Consider the following 24,934-nt stretch of genomic DNA (forward strand, 5'->3'; position numbering starts at 1 on the left):
TGGCATCGCGACTCCGGAGGTCCGGGCGGCGGGCACTCGATCGGGTCGTGCTGTCGAGGAACTCACGTCCGCGTACGACTGACACAACTATGCGCAGGATACTCAACAGACTCAGAACCGCCGGAGGACGGCTCCGGTCGGCGGTATCGAGCGACGGATCGAACGAGCGGGAAGTGGCGACAGACGGTGGGGCGACGGCGGCGGTGGGAGACCGGCGACGCGACACCATCCGGGACTCGCTCCCGGTCGAGTGGGAGCTCATCGAGTCGGCACCGTTCTGGCTCCCGCCGGTGTTGCTGGCCGGCTTCTTCGTCTACGGCGCGATCTTCTGGAACGCCATCATCTCGCTGACGGACTTCAACGGGCTGGGCGAACCCAGTTACGGGAGCCTCGACTTCTCGATGTACGCCCGGATGGCAAGCGACGGCGCGTTCTGGCACGCGGCCCAGAACACCGTCGTCTTGCTGGTAGTGTTCACGGTGTTCTGTCTCGCGCTCGGGCTGCTCGTCGCCATCCTGATCGACCAGAACATCCGGTTCGAGAACACGTTCCGGACCGTCTACCTGCTCCCGATGAGCCTCTCGTTCGTCGTGACGGCGACGATGTGGGCCTGGGTGTACAACGCCTCCAACGGGGTGTTCAATCAGCTCCTCCGAGCGCTGAACCTCGAGGGACTGGTCATCACGCTGCTCAAGCCCGCAGCGGTCAACGCGTCGACCGTCCAGTGGCTGTCGTGGCACACGACGGCCCTGGGGGCGGTCATCTTCGCGCTCATCTGGCAGTTCAGCGGCTACGCGATGGTCGTCTTCCTCGCGGGCCTGCGGGCGATCCCGACCGAACACTACGAGGCCGCCCGCGTCGACGGCGCGTCGACCGTCCGGATGTACCTCCGGGTCATCATCCCGCAACTGCGGGCCTCCGCCGTCTCCGCGTCGGTGGTCCTGATGGTGTTCGCGCTGAAGGCGTTCGACTTCATCTTCGCGCTGCGTGGCGACCAGCCGGGGGCGAACCTCGACATCCTCGCCACGATGATGTACCGGATGGCGTTCAGCAGTCTCGAGTGGGCTTACGGCTCGGCCATCGCCATCGTGCTGTTCGTCCTGGCACTGCTGGTCATCGGGCCGTACCTCTACAGCGAGTACCAGCGAGGTGAACTATGAGTACCGAGTCACGCAACCCGATCGACACGCTACAGCGGATGGAGAACAGCCGTATCGGGCTCTACGTCGTCCTCCTGTTCGGCCTCGTCTTCTACCTCTTCCCGGTGGAGACGGCCTTCATGACGATGTTCAAGACCCAGACGTCGTTCGCGACGACGGTGCCGTTCGCGCCGCCCAGCGCCGACGGGTTCACGCTCGCGGCGCTGACCGAGGCTTGGAACACGCTCCGGCCCGGGCTCGTCAACTCGCTCATCATGGCCGTTCCGGCCACGCTCCTGTCGGCGCTGTTCGGCAGCCTGACGGCCTACGGACTGACCACGCTCGACTGGCGCGGTCAGATCGCCGTGGTCGTCCTCATCATCGCCGGGATCTTCATCCCCTACCAGGCGGTGCTCGTGCCGCTCTCGCAGTTCTGGTACCAGATCCTGCCGGGGCTGGCCAACGGCTTCGTCAACACGCTGTTCGGGTTCTACACGAACGGCAACTGGGTGTATCCGAGCCGGAACGGCTACGTCCAACTGTTCCAGCTGTCGGTCACGCACGCGGCCTACGGGATCCCGATCTGTACGCTGCTGTTCCGCTCGTACTACCAGTCCATCTCCTCGGAGATGATCGAGGCCGCGCGCCTCGACGGGGCGACGGCGTTCAGCATCTACAAGAACATCATCCTGCCGCTGTCGCTGCCGATGTTCGCGGTGACGCTCATCTACCAGTTCACGCAGGTGTACAACGACCTGCTGTTCGCGCTGGTGCTGGTGAACTCGCCGGGCTCGCAGGTCGCGACCCAGAAGCTCGCGGCCCTGACCGGCGGCGTCATCCAGTCGTTCAACACGACGATGGCCGGCGCGATCGTCGCCGCGCTGCCGACGCTGCTGGTGTACATCTTCTTCGGCGAACAGTTCGCGAAAGGCGTCGCGGGGGAGACGTAGGAGGACTCACAGATGGCACAACTCACACTCGACGAGGTAACGAAGATCTTCCACGACGACGACGAGGGCGAGATCGTCGCCGTCGACGAGGTATCGGTCGACATCCGGGACGGCGAGTTCCTCTGTGTCGTCGGCCCCTCGGGCTGCGGGAAGTCGACGACGCTGCGGATGATCGCCGGACTGGAGGACATCACCGACGGCGAGATCCGACTCGGCGACCGGATCATCAACGACCAGCCGCCCGCCCAGCGCGACGTGGCGATGGTGTTCCAGTCCTACGCGCTGTACCCGCACATGTCCATCCGGGACAACATGGCGTTCGGACTAGAGCAGTCCACGGACATGCCCGACGACGAGATCGACGAGCGGGTCACCGACGCGGCACAACTGCTCGGGATCGAGGAGCTGCTGGAGCGCAAGCCCGGCGAACTCTCGGGCGGCCAGCAACAGCGCGTGGCGCTGGGGCGGGCCATCGTCCGGGACCCCGAGGTCTTCCTCATGGACGAGCCGCTGGCCAACCTCGACGCCAAGCTCCGCGCCGAGATGCGCACCGAGCTCCAGCACCTCCAGGAGGACCTCGACGTCACCACCGTCTACGTCACCCACGACCAGACGGAGGCGATGACGATGTCCGACCGGATCGCCATCCTCGACGACGGCGAGCTCCAGCAGGCCGCGACGCCCCTGGAGTGTTACCACGAGCCCAACAACCTGTTCGTCGCCGGCTTCATCGGCGAGCCCTCGATGAACTTCTTCCCGGTCGAGCGGCGGGGGTCGACGCTCGTGGCCGACGACTTCGAGTACGACCTCTCGGAGCGGACGGCGGAGGCCCTCGGCGACGCGACCGATCTGACACTGGGCATCCGGCCCGAGGACGTCGAGGTCGTCGAGGGTGGCTCCGGCCGCCACACCTACGACGCGGGCGTCGACGTGGTCGAGCCGCGCGGCAACGAGAACACCGTCCACCTGATGTTCGATCGGGAGGACAGCACGCAGTTCGTCGCGACGGTCGACGGGATGCGGAACCTCGACTGGGGCCAGCAGGTCAGCGTCCGGTTCCCGGAGGAGGCGATCCACGTCTTCGACGCGGCGACCGGCGAGGCCGTCAAGAACCGCGAACTCGACTCCGTCGAGAAAGTCGAGTCGATCGCCTGACGCGGTCTACGACCAGCGGTCCAGCCCCGTCTGGACCACCGACTCCTCGATCCGCTCGAACCCCCGAGCGACCTCGTCGGCGTCGACCTCCCACTCCCCGGTGACGAACCGCCGGGCGGCGTCGACGTCGGGTTCGAGATCCGTCCGCACCTCGTAGTCGTCGGTCACCGCGGGGTCGAGGAACAGTCGCTGGATACGATCGGCGTGTTCGATGTGCTCGCCGCGAGCGTCGAGGACCGCAGCGAGGGTCCCGTGTTCCCGGATCTCCGTCACGGCGGTCTTCGGCCCGATGCCGGCGATCCCCTCGTTGAAGTCCGTCCCCATCAGGATGGCCGCGTCGACCAGTTGCTCCCAGGTCAGGTCGTGGTCTGCGAGCGTCGCTTCGAAGTCCATCAGCTCCGGGTCGCCCTTCGAGGTGAGTTGGCGCAGCGTGAAGGGCGCGCCGAACAGCAGCGCGTCGTAGTCCTCGGTCCCGACGTAGTCGACGTCGCCCTGCCGGGCCATATAGGACGCCTGCCCCTCCCCCTCGGCCGGCGCGTCGACGACGGGAACGTCGAGCAGCCCCAGCAGTTCCCGGGTCGTCTCGACGATGGTGTCGGTGAGTCGCTGGGTCCGGGAGTCGAGCTTCGCGGCGCGGACCGAGTCGCCGGCCTCCCGGGCTTCCTCTAGTTCCGCCTCGTAGCGCTCGCGCTGTTCGCGGCGCTTTTCGACCTCGTCGTCCTTGAGGTCCGTCACTGCGCCGTCGAAGACGAACACCGGCGTCAGATCGTGCTCGAAGAACTTCGGCAGCCCCTGGACGACGCCGACGAGGTTCGCCACCTCCTCGCCGTCGCTCGTGGTGTACTTCCCGTCGGCGGTGAACTTGACCGTCGTCGTCAGGTACCGGTACAGCCAGTTGTGGGCGTCGACGGCGACGACGCTGCCCTCGAGGTCCTCGAAGGCCACGTCCTCGATGGCCGCCAGCGAGCGGAGGTCTGCGTTACCCATCGGTCGCAGTTGGGGGCTGGACGGTTTGAATCCCCCGGGACGGCTCAGACCGGGAGATCGACCACGGGCGGCGGCGACGCGTCCCGCTTCTCGGCGAGGAACGACTCCTCGGCCGGCGAGAGATCGCGGTCCCGGAAGACGTCCAGTCCGGCCCGGTACCGCTCCGGACGCCGGTCGCCGGGCCAGGCGAGGGTCAGTTCGGCCATCCCCCGCTGGTCGCCCGTGTAGCGAAAGCCCGCCCGGTACGCGGCCTGGTAGGAGAAGGGGTTGTTGACGCCGATGGTCACGCGGTCGTAGCCCCGCTCGGCCGCCCGGTCGCGGACGAACCGCAAGAGTCGGGCCCCGATCCGCTCGCCCTGTCTGTCCCGACGGACGGTGACGTAGCGGACGACCAGCGTGTCGGGGTCCGTCCGGTCGGCGTCGAAGGCGGCCGCCGCGACCACGCCGTCGTCGCCCACCACCGCCTTCCCCGTCGACGTCATCACGAACTTCCCCGCGTAGGCGAACTGCTCGTGGTCGAGCCGGAGACGGTGGCCGTCCTCGGGCCAGCCCAGCAGGGCGAACTCCATACCCCCACTCGGTCGGCCGGGATGTTGTAGCCTGCGGGACCGGCCACCGACAACGGTTAGCCGGCCGGCCGCGAACCCCATCCGTGCACGACATCGGCTCCTTCGACCGGTTCGCGGCGGTGTACGACCGCGTGATGCCGCCGGCGCGGACGGGCAAGCTCCGTGCCGGGCTGGCCCTCGCCCGGCGACCCGTCGACCGCCTCGTCGACCTGGGCGGCGGACCGGGCCGTGCCAGCCGACGGCTGGGGGTCCCGGAGACGATCGTCCTCGACGCGGCCCCCGGGATGCTCGCTCGGGCGCGGAAACACGAACTGGCAGCGGTCGCAGGCGACGCCGCCCGGCTGCCGCTCGCGACCGACAGCGTCGACGCGGTGCTGGTCGTCGACGCGCTCCACCACATACGGGACCTCGACGGGATACTGCGGGAGGTCGAGCGGGTCCTGCGCCCCGGTGGCGTGCTGGTGGTCCGGGACTTCGACCCCGGGACCGTTCGCGGTCGTGCGCTCGCCGCCGGCGAACACCTCGTCGGGTTCGACTCGCGGTTCCTCGGGCCGTGGGCGCTGGTCCGGGCGGTGAACGAGGCGGGGCTCGACGGACGGGTGGTGGAGTCGGGCTTCGGTTACACCGTCGCCGGCGTCGCCGGAAGCGGGACAGGGAAGTGACCGGCCGCCGTAGCCGCCCGTATGAGCGTCTCCGCTATCGGTCGGGAGCGCGTCGAACTGTCGACGAGGAGCGCCGTCCTGGCGGCGGGTGATCTGGTCGCGATCCTGCTGTTCGTCGGTGCCGGCGAACTCCAGCACGGGTACAACCCGGTCGTGGACACCGGTCGCTACGCCGGGACGTTGGCACCGTTTCTCGTCGGGTGGGTGCTGGCCGCCACTCTCGTCGGTGCCTACCGCGCGGACGTCCTCTCGAACCCGTTCCGGCTCGTCGGACTGACGGTCGGCGGGTGGGTAGTCGCGGTCGTCATCGCCCAGGCGCTGCGTGCGACGGCGCTGTTCCACGGGGGCGCGGCGCTCACCTTCGCGTTAGTCTCCATCGGCGTCGGCGGGGTCCTACTGACGCTGTGGCGCGTCGTCGCGCTGCTGCTCTTGCGGTGAGGCGGCGGGAGAAAGGACCGCTGTCGGCGGTAGATCACCGACCGGACGCCACGGTTATCGGAGCTCGTCTACGTCGAGGGAGACTGTCGACTGGATCCACGCCTGGTGGTTCTCGCGGTCGTAGATGACGAACTCCTCGTCACCGATGTTCAGCTCGGCGTAGCGCTCTGCCGATTCGTCCGTCGCGGCGTCGTCCGTGGCGTTCGTGCTCATTATCACGTGGGGAGTTCGCTGAGGGGTGCTCCCGTATCCTCCACCCGTCGGTATTCGAGGGGCGATAATAAGCACTCCCCCCCAGTTATCAGAGGAAAAAACCGGGGTGACCGATCGGCCGACGCCACGCCTCGAGTTCTCGTACCTGAAAACGATGGGTCGCCCGGCGTCTCCGCCGCCGTCCACGGAGCCGGTCGATCCCAGTCAGTTGGGTCCCCGACAAGTCTCGGGATCGGGTACGGTACTCCGGTCGTCGCCCGGGACGACTACAATCCTACTATGACGGTGTAGACGGCCTCTAGTGCCGTATCTGTGAATCACTCGCCACTCATAAGTTATAGAAAACCACTGCTAACTCACTGACCAATCCACCAAATAGATACTCAGAATTTTATGCAGACGTTCTGGGAAACACTTTTGTACCTATACCCCGAACCAATAATCGTACTTATGACGGGTTACTACGACATCGTCCTCGGTCTCATCCCGCTCGCGATGGCTGGAATCACGGGTGTCCTCTCGATCTCCGGGTTCGCACTGACGACTGCGATCCCGATGGCGTCGGTCGTCGCCGTCGGCCTCATCGGCCACGCGATGTTCGTCCGCGCGCCGGTCGACCCCACCCCCGAGGTCCCCGGCCACGACGACTCGGTCCAGTCCGATACCATCCAGACCGCCGACTGACGCCCTCACCCGTCACTTCTCGCGGTCGCGGTCCGCGCCACGAAGGTTAAGGCCCGGACGGTCGAACGCCGTCGTATGTCGACCGACGCGACCGCGCTGTTCCTCACGAGCGACGAGATCACAGCACTGGCCGACCACGACGACTACATCGCGCCGGTCAGGGACGGCTACCGCCAGCGCGGCGAAGGAGCGCCCGCGGAGCCACGGACGACGCTGTTCAGCGAAGCGCCCGCGGGGATGCTCACGGGCTATCTCGCCATCCTCCCGGAGACGGGGGCGATGGGCGGATACACCTACGCGGCCGGCTTCGAGGGCCGGGACGCACACTTTATGCTACCGCTGTTCGACGCCGACTCCGGCGAGCCGCTGGCGCTGCTGGACGGCGCGAGCCTGAACCCGCTGAAGACGGGCGCTGCGGGCGCGGTCGGCGTCGACGCGCTCGCTCGCGAGGACGTCGAGGACCTCGCCGTCATCGGCAGCGGCACGCAGGCCCGCGGGCAGGTGCGGGCGACCGCGGCCGTGCGGGACTTCGAGCGCGTCGAGGTGTACTCGCCGACCCAGGACCACCGGGAGTCGTTCGCCGCCGAGATGAACGAGGCGCTGGACGCCACCGTCGCCGCCGTCGCCTCCTCGGCCGCGGCCGTCGAGGGGGCCGACGTGGTGGTGACCGCGACGAACGCGAGCGAACCGGTGTTCGACGGCGACCTGCTCGAACCCGGGACACACGTCACCGCGATGGGCCAGTACCACCCGGCGAAACGGGAGCTCGACCCGACCACGATCGCGCGGTCGAAGTACGTTCCGGACCTCCGCGACCGGGCGACGACCGACGCCGGGTCGTTCATCCACGCGCTTGAGGAGGGCGTCGTCGACGAGGACCACGTCCACGCCGAACTCGGCGAGGTGGTCGCCGCGACGGCCCCCGGCCGCGAGAACGACGACGACATCACGGTCTTCGACTCCGGCGGCACGGCCATCGAGACGGTCGCCGCCGGCCATATGCTGTACGAGCGAGCCACCGAGGAGGGCGTCGGCGAGGAGATCCCGTTCGCACCCGCCAGTCGCGCGATGGACTAGAGGTACGGCCCGAGCCCGAGCGCGTCGACCAGAGCGATCCCGGCCGCCAGCGACCCGACGAGATAGCCGGCGATGGTGCCGCCGTTCAGCAGCGGCAGGCCCGCGTGTGCGCGCCCCTTCAGCACCATCCAGAGGAGCGCCGCGAGGCCGGCGAACGTCCCGACCATCGCCGTCACGGCGGGCAGCGGCGTCCCGAGCACCGTCGCCACGCTCTCGGGCGCGAAGAAGGCCGCGCTGGCGACCAGCACGGTCGGGATGACCGCGTCGCCGAGGCCGATGAACAGCGCGTCCCGCTCCAGGGGAGTGGAGTCGGTGGCGTCCGCTTGTTCGTCGCCGTCCCCGCCGTCGGCGTCCGTGGCCCGGTCGCCCTCGTCCGTCGCTGGCCCGCCGCCGTCGGCCGCCGCCTCCCCGGCCCCGCCGTCGTCGAGGAACGAGTACGACAGCGAGAGCGGGATCACGAGGACGACGGGCACCTTCAGATCCATCACGCCGGAGGCCAGCGTCAGCATGTGTTCGGTCCCGTAGACGCTGATGGCGTCGTAGACGGCCAGCACCGTCAGCAGCACCAGCGCCGGGAGCAGACCGAAGCTGATCCCGAACAGCCCCGCGCCGGCGGCACCCATCACCGCCCCCGCGGCGTCGACGACGTACCACTCGGGGTGGACGAGCAGGCCCACGCCGAGCGCGACCGCCAGTCCGACCGCGACGATGTTGATCCCCTGTACGGTCACCAGCGGCGGAACGACCACCTGGAAGACGTACAGGGCGAGCCACGACCCGGAGAGGACGATCAGTCCCCTGATGAGCTGGTCGGCGTCGTACTTGAACGCCAGCAGCATCACCGCCGTCGCGACCAGAATGCCCAGGACGTAGACGACGCTGTTGGTCGGGTCTGAAGGGTCCTCGACCGCCTGGTAGCCGGCGGCCTTGAACGGCTGGACGAGCGCGAGTGCGCCGAGCTGGACGACGAGGAAGATGACCGCGACGAGCCCACAGCCCGCGGCGACGCGCCATCGTTGGTCCATACGTTCACGTCCGACAGGGCTCGGTTTGAGGGTTACGGACGGGCGAGCGGCTCAGCGCTCGTACAGCGTCGCGCCGACGAGGCCCGGGAGGTGGACCCCGTCGACCGGGGAGACCGCGACGTAGGGACGTTCCACCGGGCCGAACACGTCGACCACCGAGCCGACGGTCGACAGCTGCTCGTCGACGACGTCCGCACCCGTCGCGGGGTGGGCGTCGTCGGGCGACCGGACGACCGCCAGCCCCTGTGCGACCCGCACCACGTCCCCGACGCGTCTCATTCTCGGAGCGCCTGGAGGTAGGCGGCGACGGCACCCAGCAGGTCGGTCTTCGTCGCGTCGTCGGCGTTCTTCACGAGGACGCGACCGCGGGGCTCGTACTCGCGGGGATAGGTCTTGTCCCGCTCGATGACCGCGTCGTACCCCACCTGCTGGACCGCCTTCGCGATCTCGTCGACCGTCGGCTCCTCGATGGCGAGGTCAAGCGGCACTCGCCGCCCCTCGCTTCGCGACCGCTCGGCGTCGACGGCAGCCGGCCAGATGACGTTCTCGACCATACGCGGAGTCGCTCCCGCGGGCTAATCAGCCTTTCCGACCGGGCCCGTCGTGGCCGCCCGCGAACCGACGGCCGGGCCGGGGCGCTCACCGACGCTGCCACAGCACCTGTCCGACCATCGACAGCACCGTCTCGTCGGCCTCGGTCGTCGTGGTGATCTCCGTCGCCACGCGGCCCCGGTCCTCGTCCCAGGGCTCGGTCTCGACGACCTCCGTCCGGACCGAGAGCACGTCGCCCGGTCGGACCGGGGCCGGCCACCGGAGCGAGTCGACGCCGAGCGCGCCCATCGCACCGGAGTCCGAGAGCTGGTGGTCCACGAGCAGCCGCATCGTCATCGCGGCGGTGTGCCACCCGCTGGCGACGAGGCCGCCGAACATCGACGCCGACGCGGCCGCCTCGTCCGTGTGGAACGGCTGTGGATCGTACTGCCCGGCGAAGGTCGTTATCTCGTCGGCGGTGACCTCGTACGCGCCGAACGAGTCCGTGTCGCCGACGGCGACGTCCTCGAAGTACTCCATAGGTCGGGGGAGACGCCCTCGGACCCTAACGGTACCGGAGAGAAGAGACGGCGGTCAGCTCGCGGACGCGTTCTGCTGCTCGGATCGCCACTGTTCGTACTCGTCCTGTGGCATCACGACGACCTCACCGAGCATCTGCGAGTGGCCGGAACCGCAGTACTCCGCACAGTACAGCTGGTAGGTCCCCGTCTCCGTCGCCCGTGTCTGGAGCCGGTTGTACTGCCCCGGGAAGGCGTCGCTCTTCAGGCCGAGGGCGGGGACGTGGAAGGCGTGGAGCCAGTCACGCGAGGTGACCCGCAACACTACGTCCTGATTGGCCGGAAGCCGCAGTGTCGTCGTCGAACTCACCTGGGCGTCGTTCTGGAAGCTCGTCCCGTTGTAGTAGAACGACCAGCCGTACCGGTAGGCCTGCACCTCGATGTGTTCGGTGTCGTCGCCCTGCAGCTCCGCCTGGTCGGCGGCCTCGGCGGTGACGTACGGGCTCGCCATCACCTGGTAGGAGGCGACGCCGACGAACAGGAGGATGATCGCCGTCGCGACGGTCCAGGTGATCTCCAGCCGACGGTTCTCCTTCGTCGGCTTCGGTTCGTCCTGGTTGCGGAACCGCCACACCGTGTAGATCAGGATCCCCTCGACCAGGATGGTGATGGGGATCGCGACGTACAGGAGGTTCAGGTTCAGGTCCCAGATCTGCTCGACCGTCGTCGAGGCCGACGGCTGTGCTGTGGCCGGTTCGACGGCCAGCGCGAGGAGCGCGGCCCCGAACAGCGCCACGAGCCCGGCGCGTCTCCGTGTCATAATCGCGGCTTGGGATTTGGGAGATAAATAACTGCTGTCTTGGTGTTCGCCGGCTCGATCCGGCCCCGACAGACCGCCCTCGTCACCCGCGGTCGTCCGCGGCACCGCTCGCGGAAGCGAGGAGTCTAAGTGGCCGCTCCCCAAGAGTCCAGTAATGGCATCGAGTCGGACGTTCACCGGGCTGCTGGCGGCCACCGCCGTCGGCGTCTACCTGCTCGTCATCGCCGGGGCCACGGCGTCGATCACGGACGCCGTCGCGGCCTGCACGACGTGGCCCCTCTGTGAAGGGCCGGTGACGCTCGCCGACCTCGACCTGCAGATCGCTCGCGCACACCGGCTCGTCGCCGCCGTCGTCGGCGTCCTCGCGCTCGCGACCGTCGGCCTGTCGGTGCGCGTCGCGGAGCGTCGCCGCGTCACGGCCGCCCTCGCCGCCGGCGTCGCGCTGTACCCGGCCCAGATCGCGCTCGGCGCGTTCGTCGCCACGACGGGCGGTGCGGGCCACCTGCCCGCGGCCCACCTCGCCGCCGGGATGGCCATCTTCGGGGCGTTCGTCGTCGCGCTGGCGTGGCACCTCGAACACGAGACCGGGAGCACCGACGAGACCGTCGTCAGCGACCCGTCGCCGGCCCCGATGCCCGACGACGGGGCCGACGACGCCCCGACCCCCTCGCTGTCGACCCGCGAGCGGGCGGTCGCGACGGCCTTCGCGTACTTCCGGCTGACGAAGCCGCGGCTGATGTGGCTGCTGTGTCTCGTCGCCGCCGCGGGGATGGCGCTGAAGGCCGGCCCGTCGCTGACCGTCCGGACGATCCTCCTGACGATGGGCGGGGGCGTCCTCGCCATCGGCGCGTCGGGGACGTTCAACCACGTCCTCGAACGGGACATCGACAAGCGGATGGACCGGACCTCGGACAGGCCGATCGCCACCCACGAGATCCCCGTCCGCAACGCCGTCGCGTTCGGCCTGACGCTGGCAGTCGCCGCGCTGGCGCTGTTCTGGCAGGTGAACCTGCTGGCCGCGCTGCTGGGCCTGACGGCGATCCTGTTCTACAGCGTCGTCTACACGCTCCTGCTGAAGCCCAACACCGTCCAGAACACGGTCATCGGCGGGGCGGCCGGCGCGCTACCGGCGCTCATCGGCTGGGCGGCCGTCGAGGGGACCATCGACCTCCCCGGGCTGGTGCTGGCGGCGGTCATCTTCCTGTGGACGCCCGCGCACTTCTACAACCTCGCGCTGGCCTACCGCGACGACTACGAGGCCGGCGGCTTCCCGATGATGCCCGTGGTCCGCGGCGAGACCGAGACCCGCAAGCACATCGTCTACTACCTCGGGGCGACGCTGGTGGCCGCGGTGGCGCTGGCGGCGCTGACCTCGCTGGGCTGGCTGTACGCGCTCACGTCGACGGCGCTGGGGGCGGTGTTCCTCTGGGCCGTCGTGCGGCTCCACCGCGAACAGACCGAGGCCGCCGCGTTCCGCGCGTTCCACGCCTCGAACGCCTACCTCGGCCTCCTGCTGGTGGCCATCGTCGTCGACGCCCTCGCACTATGAGCACCACGACCGCGGGACTCGCCGAGCGCCTGCCCGACAGCGAGTCACTGGCTCGCTGGGGGATCGTCCTCAACACGGAGGCGCTGCTGGTCCTGCTCTACGTGTTGCTCGCGGACGGGCCGACGACCGACCCCCTCGTGCTGGCGTTCCCGTTCGTCTGGCTCAACGTCGCGGCGCTCGTGTTCCTGACCGTCCGGACGCCACGGGCCTCGTCGCGTCGCCGGTACGCCGCGCTCGCGGTCGCCGTCGGCTACGCGCTCGTGCTCGCCTACGTCGGGGGCGTCGTCGGGACCGGCGGCCAGGGGACGGGGTTCCGGTGGCTCCTCGTCGCGCCGCCGGGGTTCTCGCCGGGACTCATCTACAGCGGCGCGACGGTGGCGGCCGTCTTCCTGCCCTGGAAGGTCGCCGGCTACCTCTCGCTCGCCTACCTGGTCTACGTCACGGTGCTGGACGCGAGTGGTGGGCTGGCCGGCGGCGTCGTCGGGCTGTTCTCCTGCGTGAGCTGTGTCCTCCCCATCGTCGCCTCCGTCGTCGGCGGCGTCCTCGGTGCCGGCGGCGCGCTCTACGAGGTGGCGATGGCACAGTCCTACGGCACGTCGACCGTGGTCTACGTGGTGTCCGTGGGGTTGCTGTACGCGGCCCACCGGGCGGACGCGACGCTGGTGAGCCGCCTCCGGAACTGAAAGCGGTTTTGTGACTCGGCCGTCTACCCCGTGGTATGAGCGAGGTCAGCATCGAGTACTGCGTGCCGTGTGGGTTCCGCGAGCGAGCGCTCGACGTCGAACGGGCCGTCCTCAACGCCCTGGAGGGGGACCTCGACCGGGTCAGCCTGGTGATGGGCGACCACGGCGTGTTCCGGGTGTCGCTCGACGGCGAGACGGTCTACGACAAGGACGAGGACGACTACGACGTCGACGACATCGTCCGGGCGATCCGGGACCGCCTGTAACCACAGAGCGGAACGGCTTTCGGGGCCGGTTCCCGACGGCAACGTATGGACGAGGTACTCGTCGCCGAGGACGTGCGCCGGGCCTACGGCGACACGGTCGCCCTCGACGGCGTCTCGCTGTCGGCCGCGGCGGGCGAGGTGCTGGCGCTGGTCGGCCCCAACGGGGCCGGGAAGACGACGCTCGTGCGCGCGCTCACCGGGACGACCGACGCGGAGGGTCGGGTGGAACTGTTCGGCCGGGCCCCGACGGCCGTCGACCGGGACCGAATCGGGCTGCTCCCGCAGTCGTTCTCGCCCCACGAGCGCCTGACGGCGCGCGAGCTGCTTGACTACTACGCCGGCCTCTACGACGAGACGCGACCGGTCGCGGACCTGCTCGCGGACGTGGGGCTCGCCGACGACGCCGACACGCACTACGAGGACCTCTCGGGCGGCCAGCAGCGCCGGACCTGCGTGGCGACGGCGCTTGTCAACGACCCCGACCTCCTCGTGCTTGACGAACCGACGACCGGCATCGACCCCGCCGGCCGGCAGGCGCTGTGGCGCGTCCTGGAGGGGCTGTCCGACCGCGGCGTCACCATCGTCGTCACCACCCACTACATGGCCGAGGCCGAGCGGCTCGCCGACCGCGTCGGCCTCCTGGCCGACGGCCGGCTGGTGGCACTCGATACCCCGCAGGCGCTCGTGGCCGACCACGCGGGCGACAGCCGGCTCCTCGTCGACGGCAACTTCGACGCGGCCGCCGTCGAGGCGATCGACTACCCCGCGGAGACGACGCTCCGGGACGGCGCGCTCGTCGTCCACGGGGTCCGCCCGCAGTCCATCGGGACCGTCGTCGCCGAGCTGGAGGCCGCCGGTCTCGACTACGAGGGGCTGACGTGGCGCGAACCGACCCTCGAGGACGTCTACCTCGAACTGACCGGTACCGGCGTCGGCCGTGAGGGACAGCCGCGTGACGCGTCGACGGCAGAGCCCGTCGGAAGCGTCGCCGCGGAGGGAACACGATGAGCCGGCTCGGCCGGCTCCGCGCGGAGTCCCGGGTCGCCGCGCTCGCCTTCCTCCGCCGGCGGACCGCCGTCTTCTTCACGTTCTTCTTCCCGCTCATCATCGTCGTCATCTTCGGCGTCCTCGTCGAGACCCAGCCCGGCGGGGGCGGCCTGTTCACCGAGCCGCCGGCGTACTACGCGCCGGGCTACCTCGCCGTCGTGGTCCTGTTCACGCCGCTGTCGCGGGTCGGCAGCGAGGTGGCCCGCCACCGGGACGGCAACCGCTTCGAGAAGCTGGCGACGACGCCGCTGACCCGTCCGGAGTGGCTCCTCGCTCAGACGCTCGTCAACGTCGCCATCATCGGCCTCGCCGGCGTCGTCCTGCTCGGCCTGATGGTCGTGCTCACCGGCGCGTCCATCCGGCCGTCGCCGCTCCTGGTCCCCTTCGTGGCCCTCGGCGTCGGGCTGTTTTGCGGCGTCGGCGCGATGATCGGTGCGCTGGCGGACTCACAGGACGGGGTCATCTCCGCCAGCAACGGCATCGCGCTCCCGCTGCTCTTCCTCTCGGAGACGTTCGTCCCGCCGTCGATGCTCCCAGCGTGGCTGCCGACGGGGCTGTCGCCGCTGACGTACTTCTCGCGGGGGGTCCGAGCCGCGACGACCGGTGGGGAGGGTGCCCTCTGGTCGCTGGCCGTCCTGGCCGGCTGTGCCGTCGTCGGGTTCCTCTTCGGGGCGGCACTGCTGCCACGGACTGACTGAGTGGTCGGCGGGTCGACGGAACCGTCGTCGTCATCGCCCGTTGTTCCCGTCGACTCGCCACACCGAGCCCGTGGGAGCACCGTCCACACTCACACGTGGCGGCTCGGCATCGGCGGTGCGGATCGCGACGTGTCGGCGTGGGCGTAGTGTGTCACTCTCGACAAGTGACTCTTGTTTGAGCACGCGAGCGTGATAATTCTCTGCCAGGAGTACCGTTGGATTTATAATCGACAACGCCGCTTACCGGGATGGAAATGGCTGGTAAACAATCACAACAAACACTCAACCGGCTCGGACGCCGGGACTTCTTGGGTGGTGTGGCGTCACTGGTGGCCGCGGCAGCGTACACCAGCGACGTCCCCGAAGAGGTGACAGCGCAGGTCACGTCGGGTGACGACAGCGACACGCAGACGGTGACGTCACCGGACGGCAGCATCGAGGTCGGAGTGGACGTCTCTGGTGGGACGCCCTCCTACAGCGTCACGTTCGACGGGACGACCTACATCGACTCCTCGACGCTCGGGTTCGACTTCCAGAATCAGCCGACGTTCGGCGCGTCGGCCGACGGCACGACCGGTGTGGACATCACGGTCACGGGGACCGAGAGCGGGACGAAGACCGAGAACTGGACGCCGGAGTGGGGCAGCTACGACGCCGTCTCACGGGACTACAACTACCTCCGGGTGGGTCTGGAGGAGACCGCGAGTCCCGGGCGGTCCGGGAACCTCGAGATCCGCGTGTTCGACGACGGGCTCGGCTTCCGGTTCGCCTTCGACTCCGAGTTCAACCCCGGTACCGGGAACCCGTTCGTCATCAGTTCGGAGAACACCCAGTTCAACTTCGCCGGGGACTACACGGCGTGGTGGATCCGGAACGCCTTCGTCAATCCCCGGTTCGAACAGGAGTACTCCGAGGACAAGCTCAGTGCGATTCCGGCCGGGCCGAGCGACTCGGCCGACGAGTACGACATCGGTCTGGACCAGGTTCGGAAGGGCGTGCACACGCCGCTGACGGTGAAGGCGGGCGAGAACGCGTACCTGAGTGTCCACGAGTCCAACCTCGAGGACTACTCCACGATGTCGCTGGCAGCGACGAACGACAGCGGCGGGACGAACTTCGCCGCCGAACTCGCGCCGAAACCCGACGGCACGCGGGTCTCGACCACCGCCCCGAACACGACGCCGTGGCGGACGATCCAGGTCACGACGTCGCCCGGCGAACTGATCGAGTCACAGCTCGTCCCGCTGCTGGCCCCCGAACGGGACGACTCCGTGCTGCCGACGGACGGCGACGGGAACCCCGACACGTCCTGGATCGTCCCCAAGAAGTACATCGGCATCTGGTGGACGATGATCGCCGGGAACGCGAAGTGGCAGTACAAGACCGACGACGAGGTCCGGAACACGAACCCGGACGACGGGATCACCGATCCCCGGAAGTACATCCACGGAGCCCGCACCGAGCGGATGAAGCGGTACATGCACTTCGCGAGCGAGAACGACATCGACAGCGTCCTCGCGGAGGGGTGGAACCAGGGCTGGGACTCCTACGGCTCCGGTGCCGACACCGAAGGCGAGACGCTCAAGATGGGCGTCGACGACTCGTACCCGGACTTCGACGTGACCGAGGTGACGAACTACGGATCGGGGCTCTCGAACCCGGTCGAGTTCACCATCCACAACGAGACGTCCGGCAACATCCCGAACTACGAGGACGAGATCCTGAACAACGACATCTTCCAGGGGTACGAGGACGCCGGCATCCGCTCGATCAAGAACGGCTACGTCTCGGACCCGGGACTGTTCGGGGACAACCAGACGACGCCGAGCCACACCCAGCACTCGCAGTTGGCCGTCGACCACCACCGGACCGTCATCGAGGAGGCGGCCGCGGACCGGCAGTTGCTGGAGATCCACGAGGGCATCAAGCCCACCGGCGAGGTCCGGACCTACCCGAACGTCGCCGCTCGGGAGGTCGTCAAGGCCCAGGAGTACGACGGCTTCGGGGCCCTCGGTTCGAACGTCGGGCAGGACCACCACGTGAAGCTCCCGTTCACGCGGATGCTCGCGGGGCCGACGAGTTACCAGCCCGGCATCTTCGACCTCACGTTCAACGACGGCACGGGCGGGCAGGTCCAGACGACGCGAGCGAAACAGCTCGCGATGTACCCGAACTACCTCGGCGGCATCCAGATGGCCGCCGACCGCGTCGAGGCCTACATCAACGACGAACTCGAGGTGGGCGAGTACGTCCCCGCCGTGAGCGGGACCCTCGACGGCCTCACGACGGCCGACACTTGGCGGAACGCCATCGGGACGAACTACGTCGAGTTCGACCCGACGAAACACAGTTCGGGCTCTGCGGTCGAGTTCACGGTCAAGAACGTCCCGTCGGACGGGACCTACGAACTGCACATCCGGTACGCCAGCGACGACCAGGAGAACGCACAGCGGGTCATCGACGCCGGCGGCCCGCAGCTCACCCTGAACGTCGACGGCTCGACGTCGAAGATCAACCCCGGCTACAGCGACGACTGGGACGAGTTCGCCGTCTTCAGCACGGAGGTCGACCTCACGCAGGGGTCGAACACGGTCCGGCTGGAGCTGAACTACACCACCGACTCCAGCGGGAACTTCGCCAGCGGCGACGTGGCCGGCCTGACGGTCAACGCCGTCGGCGTCAGCGAGGTCGGTGCCGGCTCCCCCGTCCCCGCGGACTACAGCGGACTGACGGACGGTGTCATCGCGAACGAGAACGTCGAGTCAGTCGAGGAGTTCGGCTACATCGAGGACGTCCCCGCGTCCGGTTGGGACGAGACGCGGGTCGTCGACGCCGCCATCGGCGACTACGTCGTGACGGCCCGGCGCAAGGGCGACACCTGGTACGTCGGTGCGATGACCGACGAGACCAGCCGGGGCATCGACGTGACGACGGACTTCCTCTCGTCGCAGGCCAACGGCTGGAAGATGGAGATGTACACCGACGCCGCCGGAACCGACGTCGGGTCGGACCCGACGGCGACCCACCGGACGGAGTCCATCGTCTCCAGCGGCGACACGGTGCTCGCGTCGATGGGTGAGAGCGGCGGTGTCGCGATGAAGCTCACGCCCGCAACGTCGAGCGAGGCATCGACCCTCCCGGCGTACGCGAAGCCCTCGCAGACGATCACGGCCAGCATCGACGACACGACGGAGATCTCGTCGTCGTTCATCCAGGTGACCGGCTCCAACGACAGTTCGAACTTCGTCGGCTGGTCGGACCTGGAGATCCTCGTCGACGGGACCTCCGAGGCGATCAAGGCCGCGCGCCTCGAACCGGGGGCGAGTGACTCGACCGTCCCGGTCAGCGTGACCCTGAACACGCCCGGGACGTACACGGTGACGGTCAGGGACCCCGACGAGGGGACGAAGATCGCGGAGAAGGACGTCACCGTCGAGGCACCGCGGACCGTCGCGGAGTTCACCGACCCCGACGGCGACGACGTCGGACCCGGCGGCTACACCTATCCGAAGGCCGACGCGTTCGCGGAGAACGCGTTCAACCTCCAGCGGTTCACCATCGAGGAGACCTCGAGCCTCTATCGGTTCACCTGGGAGGTCGAGAACCTGAACAACGGGTTCGGCAGCGGCCGCGGCTTCTCGCCGCACATGTTCGCGCTCTGGGTGAGCAACCCGAACAGCGCGTCGGGGACGACGACGCCGCTCGACGGCGGCTCCGCCATCGGTCCGAACGTCACGTTCGGCTCGGGGTGGGACTACCGGCTGCGCGTCGACGGGTTCAACGTCGACGCCGTCGACTCCACCGGCTCCGGACTCTCGGACGCCGACGGCAACCCGGTCAACCCGAACATCGCCGTCGACAGCGACGCCGGGACCGTCACGTACGCCATCTCGAAGGGTGCCTTCGGTGGGGTCGACATCTTCGACCTCGAGATCCTACCGGTCGTCGGCTCGGAGGACTTCGGCGGGTTCCGGAACGTCCAGGAGACCGCGAGCGACTACCAGTTCGGCGGTGCGAAGGCCGGCGCGGCCGATACGGCTCCGAACATCATCGATATGGTCGCGCCTCAGGACACGACCCAGTCCGAGGCGCTCGCCTACTCCGCCGACGAGCGGGCACAGGTCCCGTTCACGCCGGTGTACGCCGCGGCAGTGGGTGACGTATCCAGAGTCGGTGAGATCGACGATCCGTCCGGCGACGACGACGGGTGGGGCGACATCGACTATCCCACGGATGGATTCCACGCCGACCCGGGGAGCTTAGACCTGACGCGTCTCGAGATATACGAGGACAGCGACAGGTACTACTTCGGGGCGCGCTTCGCCGAGAAGGTCGACAACCCCAAGGACAAGGCCGTCGGCTTCACTCGACACCATCTCCAGCTGTACGTTCGTGACCCCTCTCAGAGCGGGGCAACGTCGACGTCCGTGACGAACGTCCACGCCTACGACAGCTCTTACCCCCTGTTCGAGGAGGAAGGGTGGCACAACGTCGTGTTCGTCCATCCGAATTACCAGGCAGTGCAGGACACCGGGTTCAGTCAGACGACCGGCGACGTAAACGCCAGCGTCGTGCGGGAGGACACGGTCCTGTTCGACCTGCCGAAGTCCTCGCTCCCGAACGACGTTCCCGAACTCGATCTCACGCTGCACGTCCTTCCGTGGGAGGATACGGTCGACGCGATCTACAAGGTCGAATCCGACGGGAACGCCGGCTCGAAACAGTTCAGCGGTGCCCCCTCGAACTACCACCACACGAACATCATCGATATGACTGTTCCCGACGGCGAGGACCAGTCCACCATTCTCGACCCCAGTGGACGGGATTCCAGCAACAACTTCGCCTCGTACTCCCTCCCGCTGCTCTCTATGTCGGACAAGACCAACTCCATCCGGGAGGCGGTCGCCGGGCAGGGACCGGTCACCGAGTCCCACTTCGAGGAGGTGAAGTCCGCCTACGAGTCCGACAGCGCCGTCGAGGGGACGGGCGGGCTGGTCCCGGACTACACCGACGTCCGCGAGCTCGCGAAGGAGGTCGGTAACTGATGAGCGACGCGCCCAGACGGGGACTCGTCGCGCTCACGCTCGCGGTCCTGACGGTGACGGCCGTTCCCGTCGGGGTCTTCGCGCCCATCGGTATCGGTGCCGCGGGCAACGCCGGCAACACAGCCGGCAACACGGTCGACTGGACGGGGTTCCAGGCCGATCAGCGCAACTCCGGCAACGCGCCGGCGGCACCCGACTATAGTTCGGTCTCGAAGGCCGGCAACACGCCGGCGAGCCAGGGGACGGACATCGCGTCCGGCCCGACCGTCGGCGGGGACGCCGTCTTCGTCGGCGACGGGAGCACGGTGAAGTCGTACGCCCGGAGCGACAGGTCGACGGACTGGGAGACCAGCGTCGACGGGGCGGTCCTCGGCTCCCCGGCTTACGTGGACGGGAGCGTCTACGTGGCGACCGACGCGGGGACGGTCTACGGCATCGACGCCGACACGGGAACGGTCAACTGGCACCTGAGCAAGAACAGCGACGACGAGGCCTTCGCGGCGTTCCACGGCTCCGTCACCGCCGACGGTGACGGTTCGCTGTACGTCGCCAGCGACGACGGGATGGTCTACAAGATCGCCAGCGACGGCTCACAGGTCAGCACGGCCTACGATATGGGGAGCCCGGCCGGATCGATGACGCCCGCGGTCTACGACAACCGCGTGTACGTCGGCGACCGGAGCGGGACGCTCCACATGCTCTCCAGCGGCGACCTCAGCGCACAGAGCACCGTCGACGTTGCCGGCGGTGCCCTGTCTTCGCCCGCCGTGACCGAGGACGGCCAGCGGATCGTCGTCGCGGCGACGGACGGGACCGTCGCGGCTTACGACACCGACGGCAACGAGCAGTGGAGAGACACCGCCACCTACGAGGAGGTCTGGTCCAGCCCGGTCCTTCACGCCGGGACCGTCGTCGTCGGTGGTAGCGACGGCGTGGTCGCCGCCCACGACCTCGACGGCGGCGGATCGGTGGTCTGGGAGACCGAGGTCGACACGAAGGAGACGCTCGGTGCGGCCCTCTCGGCGGCCAACGGGACCGTCTTCGTCGGAACCGACAGTGGGACCCTCGCAGTGCTCGACGCCGATGACGGCTCGTCGAAGTTCACCGCGACGGTCGCCGACTCGCCGCTCCTGACGGCACCGACGGTCGCGTACGACTCGCTGTACGTCGGGACCAGCGACGGCGAGCTGTACGAGTACGTCGACGCCGACGCCGCCTTCAGCGTGACTGCGCTGGACGCGCCGGGTTCGGTGACGGAGGGTGACACCGCGACCATCGCGGCGACCGTGTCGAACTCCGGTGACGCGGACGGCACGTACACCGCGACCCTGCTGGTCGACGGGGAGACCAGCGACCAGAAGCAGGTGAGCGTCTCGGCCGACTCGTCGAAGGAGGTGACCTTCCAGTACTCCTTCGACACGACCGGCGAGCGGTCGGTGTCTGTCGGTTCGCTGTCGAAGACCGTCACGGTCGACGCCGAGTCGACACAGGGGTCCGGCGGCGGTGGCGGCGGTGACGACACGCCAGACCCCACGGCGACGCCCGAGAACGAGACTGCGACGCCGGACAACACCACGGCGACGCCCGAGAACGGGACCGCGACGCCGGACAACACCACGGCGACGCCTACCCAGACAGACGTACCGGAGACGGAGACCGAAACCGCCGAACCGGATACAGCGACCGAGACGGACGCCGACACGGCGACCGGGACGGACGCCGACACGGCCACCGAGACGGAAGCGGCCGACGACGGCGGTGACGACGACGCGGACGGCGGCTCCGGTGAGCAGGCTACCAGTGGCAGTGGCCCCGGCTTCACGGCCGTCGTCGCGCTCGTCGCGCTCGTCGCCGCGGCGCTGCTCGCGGTCAGACGCGACGAATAGCGGGACCGGCCCGCCTCCCGACTACCCGACGCTCTTTCGACGCAGGGCGGATCGGTAACGCGGTCGCGAAGGAGGTGTTCCGGTCCGGAACAGCTCGTGTACGGACCGGGTTCCGCGGCGACGTGTCTGTCGGTTACCGCCGAACAGACCCGTACGACGGACTACTCGCGCCCGAGATACGGCCCGACGACGGCCAGCAGCAGCGCCGCCTCGCCTCCGCGGGGGTTCCACCCGTAGACGTGGTTCAGCATCACGTAGGTCACCAGCCCGAGGAAGAGGCTGAGGCCCCAGGCGGCGACGGCGATCCGACCGACGCGGGCGTGGTTCGTCTCCCGGAGCTCTGGGACGGAGTGGGACAGTCCCAGCACCACGGCGTGGACGACGACGGGGACGGAGACGGCCGACAGGAGGATGTGGACCGCGAGCATCGCGATGTACGCGCCCCACACCAGTCCGGCGGCCCGGATCTCCTTCTCGAAGCCGCCGCCGACCTTCAGCAGGTACAACACTAGGAAAGCGAGGATGAGCGTGAACGCGGTGAGCATCGCCGCCCGGTGTTTCCGGACCTCGTCGTTCCTGATGAAGTAGACGCCGGCGACGATGGCGAGCAGCGCGCCGGCGTTGACGACGGCGATGGCATCCGAGAGGAGGACGACGGTCCGGTCACTGATGGACGGGAACGGCAAGACGCCCCCGAAGGTCCCGAAGACGAGCGCGTAGCCGACCAGCGAGACGGCGGCGGTGACGACTCGTGGGCGCGCGCGTGCCTGCGACTGGAGTTCGTCTGCGACGGCCATGTCCGACAGTCGGGGAGCGAGCGGCTTCCGTGTTCTGGAAGCGCGCGAGAAGTGGGTGGCCCGCGGTCCGCGTCAGGCGAAGGTGCGGGAGACGTCCTCGTCTTCCTCGTCGTCCTGCTGGATCTTCTCCCAGGCGTTCCGGAAGTCGGCCATCGTGACCTCGGTACGGTCGTCGCGGATGGCGAACATCCCGGCCTCGGTACAGATCGCCTTCACGTCGGCCCCCGAGGCGTCCTCGATGTCCTCCGCCAGCGCCGCGAACTCGACGTCGTCGGCGACGTTCATCCCGCGGGTGTGGATCTGGAAGATCTGCTTGCGGCCCTCGACGTCGGGATTGGGAACCTCGATGAGGCGGTCGAACCGGCCCGGCCGGAGGATCGCGCGGTCGAGCATGTCGAAGCGGTTGGTGGCCGCGATGATGCGGATCTCGCCGCGGTCGTCGAACCCGTCCATCTCCGAGAGCAACTGCATCATCGTCCGCTGGACCTCCGCGTCGCCGGAGGTCTTGGAGTCGGTCCGCTTGGCCGCGATGGCGTCGATCTCGTCGATGAAGACGACCGCGGGCTCCTCCTGGCGGGCGAGTTCGAAGAGGTCGCGGACGAGCTTCGCGCCCTCGCCGATGAACTTGTGGACCAGCTCGGAGCCGGCCATCTTGATGAAGGTGGCGTCGGTCTCGTTGGCGACGGCCTTCGCGAGCATCGTCTTGCCGGTGCCGGGCGGCCCGTGCAACAGGACGCCGCTGGGCGGGTCGATGCCGACGTCGTCGAACATCCCGGGGTTGTTCAGGGGCATCTCGACGGTCTCGCGGACCTCCTCGATCTGGTCCTCGATGCCGCCGATGTCGGTGAAGGAGACGTCGGGAGACTGGTCGACCTGCATCACGCGGGCGCGAACGTCGGTCTCGTCGTCGAGTTGCTTGACGACCGACAGGGAGTTGTTGACGGCCACGCGGTCGTCCGGCTCCAGCCCGTCGCGCATCTCGTCGGTGACCTCGGTCAGGGCCTCCTGGTTGTTGCCGTGTTGCTTGATGATGACGCCGTCGTCGGTGACCTCCTGGACGGTGGCGACGAACAGCGGCGACTGCTTGAGCTTCTTGTTCTCGTGGGTGAGGCGTTCGAGCTTCTGCTGGTACTTGTTGTTCTCGGCGTTGGCGTCCAGCAGCTTGTCCCGCATCTCCTCGTTCTGGTCTTCGAGCACCTCGAGCCGCTCCTGCAACGCCTCGATCTTCTTCTGCTGTGAGGCGTCCTCGTCGTAGGGCAGGTCCACCTCGTCGACGGTGTCGGTCATTACGCCACTTCTAGCAGGTGGGCCATTATGAGGCTTCGGGTAGTGCCAGCTGACGATACCGGGGGTAGCGGGGCCGTACCCGCCGGTCTGGTGGGTCGCCGGCTCGGGGGAAACCGGCAGATTTCTGTCGGGGGGCGGGCAACGGCGGCGTATGTCACAGGAACCCGAGTCCGTCCTGGTCGTCGGCGGCGGCGTCGCCGGACTCTCGGCGGCGATCTACACCGCCCGTGCGGGGCTCTCGACCCGGATCGTCTCGACGGGGGAGTCGATCCTGAACCGGAACGCACACCTGGAGAACTATCCCGGCTTCCCGGCTGGCGTCAATCCGCGGCTCCTGCTCGAACTCGTCCGTGCCCAGGCGCGCCGGGCGGGGGCGTGGTTCACCGACGGCCGCGTCCAACGGGTGAGCGAGGCCGAGGGCGGCGGGGGGTTCGAGGTGCTGGTCGCGGACGGTGAGACGTACGAGCCGGACTACGTGATCGCGGCGTCGTGGGCCGACTCGACGTATCTGGAGGGGCTCGACGTCGACTTCGTCGACCGCGGGAGCAAGCAGTTCGTCGGGGCCGACGACGCCGGTCGGACCGACGTCGAGGGGCTGTACGCGGCCGGCCGCCTGTCCGAGCAGCACCACCAGGCCATCGTCGCGGCGGGCCACGGCGCACAGGTGGGGCTGACGCTGATCCGGGACAGCGACGTCGACTTCTACCACGACTGGACCGCGCCCGAGGGGTACTTCACCGACCGTGGCCGCGAGGTGCCCCCGGGCTGTGAGGAGATCGACGAGGCCGAGCGACAGCGCCGCGAGGAGGAGTCGCTGGAGGTGATGCGCCGGTACTTCGAGGAGCCGATGCCGGGCGAGCCGTCGACGCACCCGAGCCTCGTCGACGACGAGTAGCGGCCGACGCGGG

General features: G+C 68.6%; 25 protein-coding genes. 15 read left to right on the plus strand and 10 right to left on the minus strand.

Annotation, left to right across the window (positions count from 1 at the left end):
- The first annotated feature begins 89 nt into the window (after positions 1–89).
- Genes P0592_RS13680 through P0592_RS13690 form a run of 3 tightly spaced genes read left to right on the plus strand, consistent with a single transcriptional unit; the run spans position 90 to position 3,244 of the window.
- Complete coding sequence (locus P0592_RS13680; protein WP_276271458.1) at positions 90–1,160, plus strand: carbohydrate ABC transporter permease; 1,071 nt, start codon at positions 90–92, stop codon at positions 1,158–1,160.
- Complete coding sequence (locus P0592_RS13685) at positions 1,157–2,089, plus strand: carbohydrate ABC transporter permease (protein WP_276271459.1); 933 nt, start codon at positions 1,157–1,159, stop codon at positions 2,087–2,089. Before P0592_RS13680 ends, P0592_RS13685 begins: the two co-directional genes overlap by 4 nt.
- A 12-nt stretch (positions 2,090–2,101) precedes the next feature.
- The gene (locus P0592_RS13690) at positions 2,102–3,244 is read left to right on the plus strand and encodes an ABC transporter ATP-binding protein (protein WP_276271460.1); all 1,143 of its coding nucleotides are present in this window, start codon (positions 2,102–2,104) and stop codon (positions 3,242–3,244) included.
- 6 nt (positions 3,245–3,250) lie between these two features.
- Here the strand turns inward: P0592_RS13690 and fen are convergent, their stop codons facing one another.
- Together fen and P0592_RS13700 are read right to left on the minus strand one after the other, a co-directional pair.
- Positions 3,251–4,231 carry a flap endonuclease-1 gene (fen, locus tag P0592_RS13695; RefSeq protein WP_276271461.1) on the minus strand — a complete coding sequence of 327 codons (981 nt, stop codon included), beginning with the start codon at positions 4,229–4,231 and terminating at the stop codon, positions 3,251–3,253.
- A 44-nt stretch (positions 4,232–4,275) separates the two neighbouring features.
- Entirely contained in the window at positions 4,276–4,800 is a 525-nt protein-coding gene (locus P0592_RS13700) for a GNAT family N-acetyltransferase (protein WP_276271462.1), read from the minus strand.
- 134 nt (positions 4,801–4,934) lie between these two features.
- Between P0592_RS13700 and P0592_RS13705 the strand changes: the two genes are divergently transcribed.
- Both P0592_RS13705 and P0592_RS13710 read left to right on the plus strand, forming a co-directional pair.
- On the plus strand, positions 4,935–5,462 hold the full coding sequence (locus tag P0592_RS13705) for a class I SAM-dependent methyltransferase (protein WP_419181137.1): 528 nt from the start codon (positions 4,935–4,937) through the stop codon (positions 5,460–5,462).
- A 21-nt stretch (positions 5,463–5,483) separates the two neighbouring features.
- Positions 5,484–5,900: a DUF3054 domain-containing protein gene (locus P0592_RS13710; RefSeq protein ID WP_276271464.1), complete on the plus strand. Its 417-nt coding sequence runs from the start codon at positions 5,484–5,486 to the stop codon at positions 5,898–5,900.
- A gap of 54 nt (positions 5,901–5,954) precedes the next feature.
- On the opposite strand, the gene P0592_RS13715 is transcribed toward P0592_RS13710, so the two are convergent.
- Positions 5,955–6,113 (minus strand): DUF7331 family protein, encoded by a 159-nt coding sequence (locus tag P0592_RS13715; protein ID WP_276271465.1) that lies wholly within the window; start codon positions 6,111–6,113, stop codon positions 5,955–5,957.
- A 450-nt stretch (positions 6,114–6,563) separates the two neighbouring features.
- Here P0592_RS13715 and P0592_RS13720 point away from each other — a divergent pair, with 450 nt between their 5' ends.
- Complete coding sequence (locus P0592_RS13720) at positions 6,564–6,797, plus strand: DUF8015 family protein (RefSeq protein ID WP_276271466.1); 234 nt, start codon at positions 6,564–6,566, stop codon at positions 6,795–6,797.
- A 75-nt stretch (positions 6,798–6,872) separates the two neighbouring features.
- Complete coding sequence (locus P0592_RS13725; RefSeq protein ID WP_276271467.1) at positions 6,873–7,874, plus strand: ornithine cyclodeaminase family protein; 1,002 nt, start codon at positions 6,873–6,875, stop codon at positions 7,872–7,874.
- On the opposite strand, the gene P0592_RS13730 is transcribed toward P0592_RS13725, so the two are convergent.
- From P0592_RS13730 to coxB, 5 genes are all read right to left on the minus strand, one after another.
- The gene (locus P0592_RS13730; protein WP_276271468.1) at positions 7,871–8,899 is read right to left on the minus strand and encodes a presenilin family intramembrane aspartyl protease PSH; all 1,029 of its coding nucleotides are present in this window, start codon (positions 8,897–8,899) and stop codon (positions 7,871–7,873) included. The genes P0592_RS13725 and P0592_RS13730 overlap by 4 nt on opposite strands.
- Positions 8,900–8,950: 51 nt before the next feature.
- Positions 8,951–9,178 (minus strand): H/ACA ribonucleoprotein complex subunit GAR1, encoded by a 228-nt coding sequence (locus P0592_RS13735; RefSeq protein WP_276271469.1) that lies wholly within the window; start codon positions 9,176–9,178, stop codon positions 8,951–8,953.
- The gene (gene srp19 / locus P0592_RS13740) at positions 9,175–9,453 is read right to left on the minus strand and encodes a signal recognition particle subunit SRP19 (protein ID WP_276271470.1); all 279 of its coding nucleotides are present in this window, start codon (positions 9,451–9,453) and stop codon (positions 9,175–9,177) included. Before srp19 ends, P0592_RS13735 begins: the two co-directional genes overlap by 4 nt.
- An 85-nt stretch (positions 9,454–9,538) precedes the next feature.
- Positions 9,539–9,970: a MaoC/PaaZ C-terminal domain-containing protein gene (locus tag P0592_RS13745; protein ID WP_276271471.1), complete on the minus strand. Its 432-nt coding sequence runs from the start codon at positions 9,968–9,970 to the stop codon at positions 9,539–9,541.
- Between the two features lie 54 nt (positions 9,971–10,024).
- Positions 10,025–10,768, minus strand: coding sequence for a cytochrome c oxidase subunit II (gene coxB / locus P0592_RS13750; RefSeq protein WP_276271472.1), 744 nt, complete (start codon positions 10,766–10,768; stop codon positions 10,025–10,027).
- Between the two features lie 154 nt (positions 10,769–10,922).
- On the opposite strand from coxB, the gene P0592_RS13755 reads away from it, so the two are divergent.
- The 7 genes from P0592_RS13755 (at position 10,923) to P0592_RS13785 (ending at position 21,942) form a co-directional block, all read left to right on the plus strand.
- Positions 10,923–12,317: a heme o synthase gene (locus tag P0592_RS13755; RefSeq protein ID WP_276271473.1), complete on the plus strand. Its 1,395-nt coding sequence runs from the start codon at positions 10,923–10,925 to the stop codon at positions 12,315–12,317.
- Complete coding sequence (locus P0592_RS13760; protein WP_276271474.1) at positions 12,314–13,000, plus strand: DUF7546 family protein; 687 nt, start codon at positions 12,314–12,316, stop codon at positions 12,998–13,000. Before P0592_RS13755 ends, P0592_RS13760 begins: the two co-directional genes overlap by 4 nt.
- 35 nt (positions 13,001–13,035) lie before the next feature.
- A complete protein-coding gene (locus tag P0592_RS13765) occupies positions 13,036–13,266 on the plus strand; it encodes an Rdx family protein (RefSeq protein ID WP_276271475.1) in 231 nt (76 codons plus the stop codon).
- Positions 13,267–13,311: 45 nt separating this feature from the next.
- Positions 13,312–14,274, plus strand: coding sequence for an ABC transporter ATP-binding protein (locus tag P0592_RS13770; protein ID WP_276271476.1), 963 nt, complete (start codon positions 13,312–13,314; stop codon positions 14,272–14,274).
- On the plus strand, positions 14,271–15,011 hold the full coding sequence (locus tag P0592_RS13775) for an ABC transporter permease (RefSeq protein WP_276271477.1): 741 nt from the start codon (positions 14,271–14,273) through the stop codon (positions 15,009–15,011). Before P0592_RS13770 ends, P0592_RS13775 begins: the two co-directional genes overlap by 4 nt.
- Positions 15,012–15,328: 317 nt before the next feature.
- Positions 15,329–20,056, plus strand: a complete 4,728-nt coding sequence (locus P0592_RS13780; protein ID WP_336406647.1) for a glucodextranase DOMON-like domain-containing protein — start codon at positions 15,329–15,331, stop codon at positions 20,054–20,056.
- Positions 20,056–21,942, plus strand: coding sequence for an outer membrane protein assembly factor BamB family protein (locus tag P0592_RS13785; protein WP_276271479.1), 1,887 nt, complete (start codon positions 20,056–20,058; stop codon positions 21,940–21,942). Before P0592_RS13780 ends, P0592_RS13785 begins: the two co-directional genes overlap by 1 nt.
- Before the next feature lie 161 nt (positions 21,943–22,103).
- On the opposite strand, the gene P0592_RS13790 is transcribed toward P0592_RS13785, so the two are convergent.
- Together P0592_RS13790 and pan1 are read right to left on the minus strand one after the other, a co-directional pair.
- On the minus strand, positions 22,104–22,739 hold the full coding sequence (locus P0592_RS13790) for a DUF420 domain-containing protein (protein ID WP_276271480.1): 636 nt from the start codon (positions 22,737–22,739) through the stop codon (positions 22,104–22,106).
- A gap of 72 nt (positions 22,740–22,811) precedes the next feature.
- Positions 22,812–24,026: a proteasome-activating nucleotidase Pan1 gene (gene pan1, locus P0592_RS13795; protein ID WP_276271481.1), complete on the minus strand. Its 1,215-nt coding sequence runs from the start codon at positions 24,024–24,026 to the stop codon at positions 22,812–22,814.
- Between the two features lie 151 nt (positions 24,027–24,177).
- On the opposite strand from pan1, the gene P0592_RS13800 reads away from it, so the two are divergent.
- Positions 24,178–24,921: an FAD-binding protein gene (locus P0592_RS13800; RefSeq protein WP_276271482.1), complete on the plus strand. Its 744-nt coding sequence runs from the start codon at positions 24,178–24,180 to the stop codon at positions 24,919–24,921.
- The last annotated feature ends 13 nt before the right edge of the window (positions 24,922–24,934 follow it).

Source organism: Haloarcula litorea (genome assembly GCF_029338195.1).
GTDB lineage: Archaea > Halobacteriota > Halobacteria > Halobacteriales > Haloarculaceae > Haloarcula > Haloarcula litorea.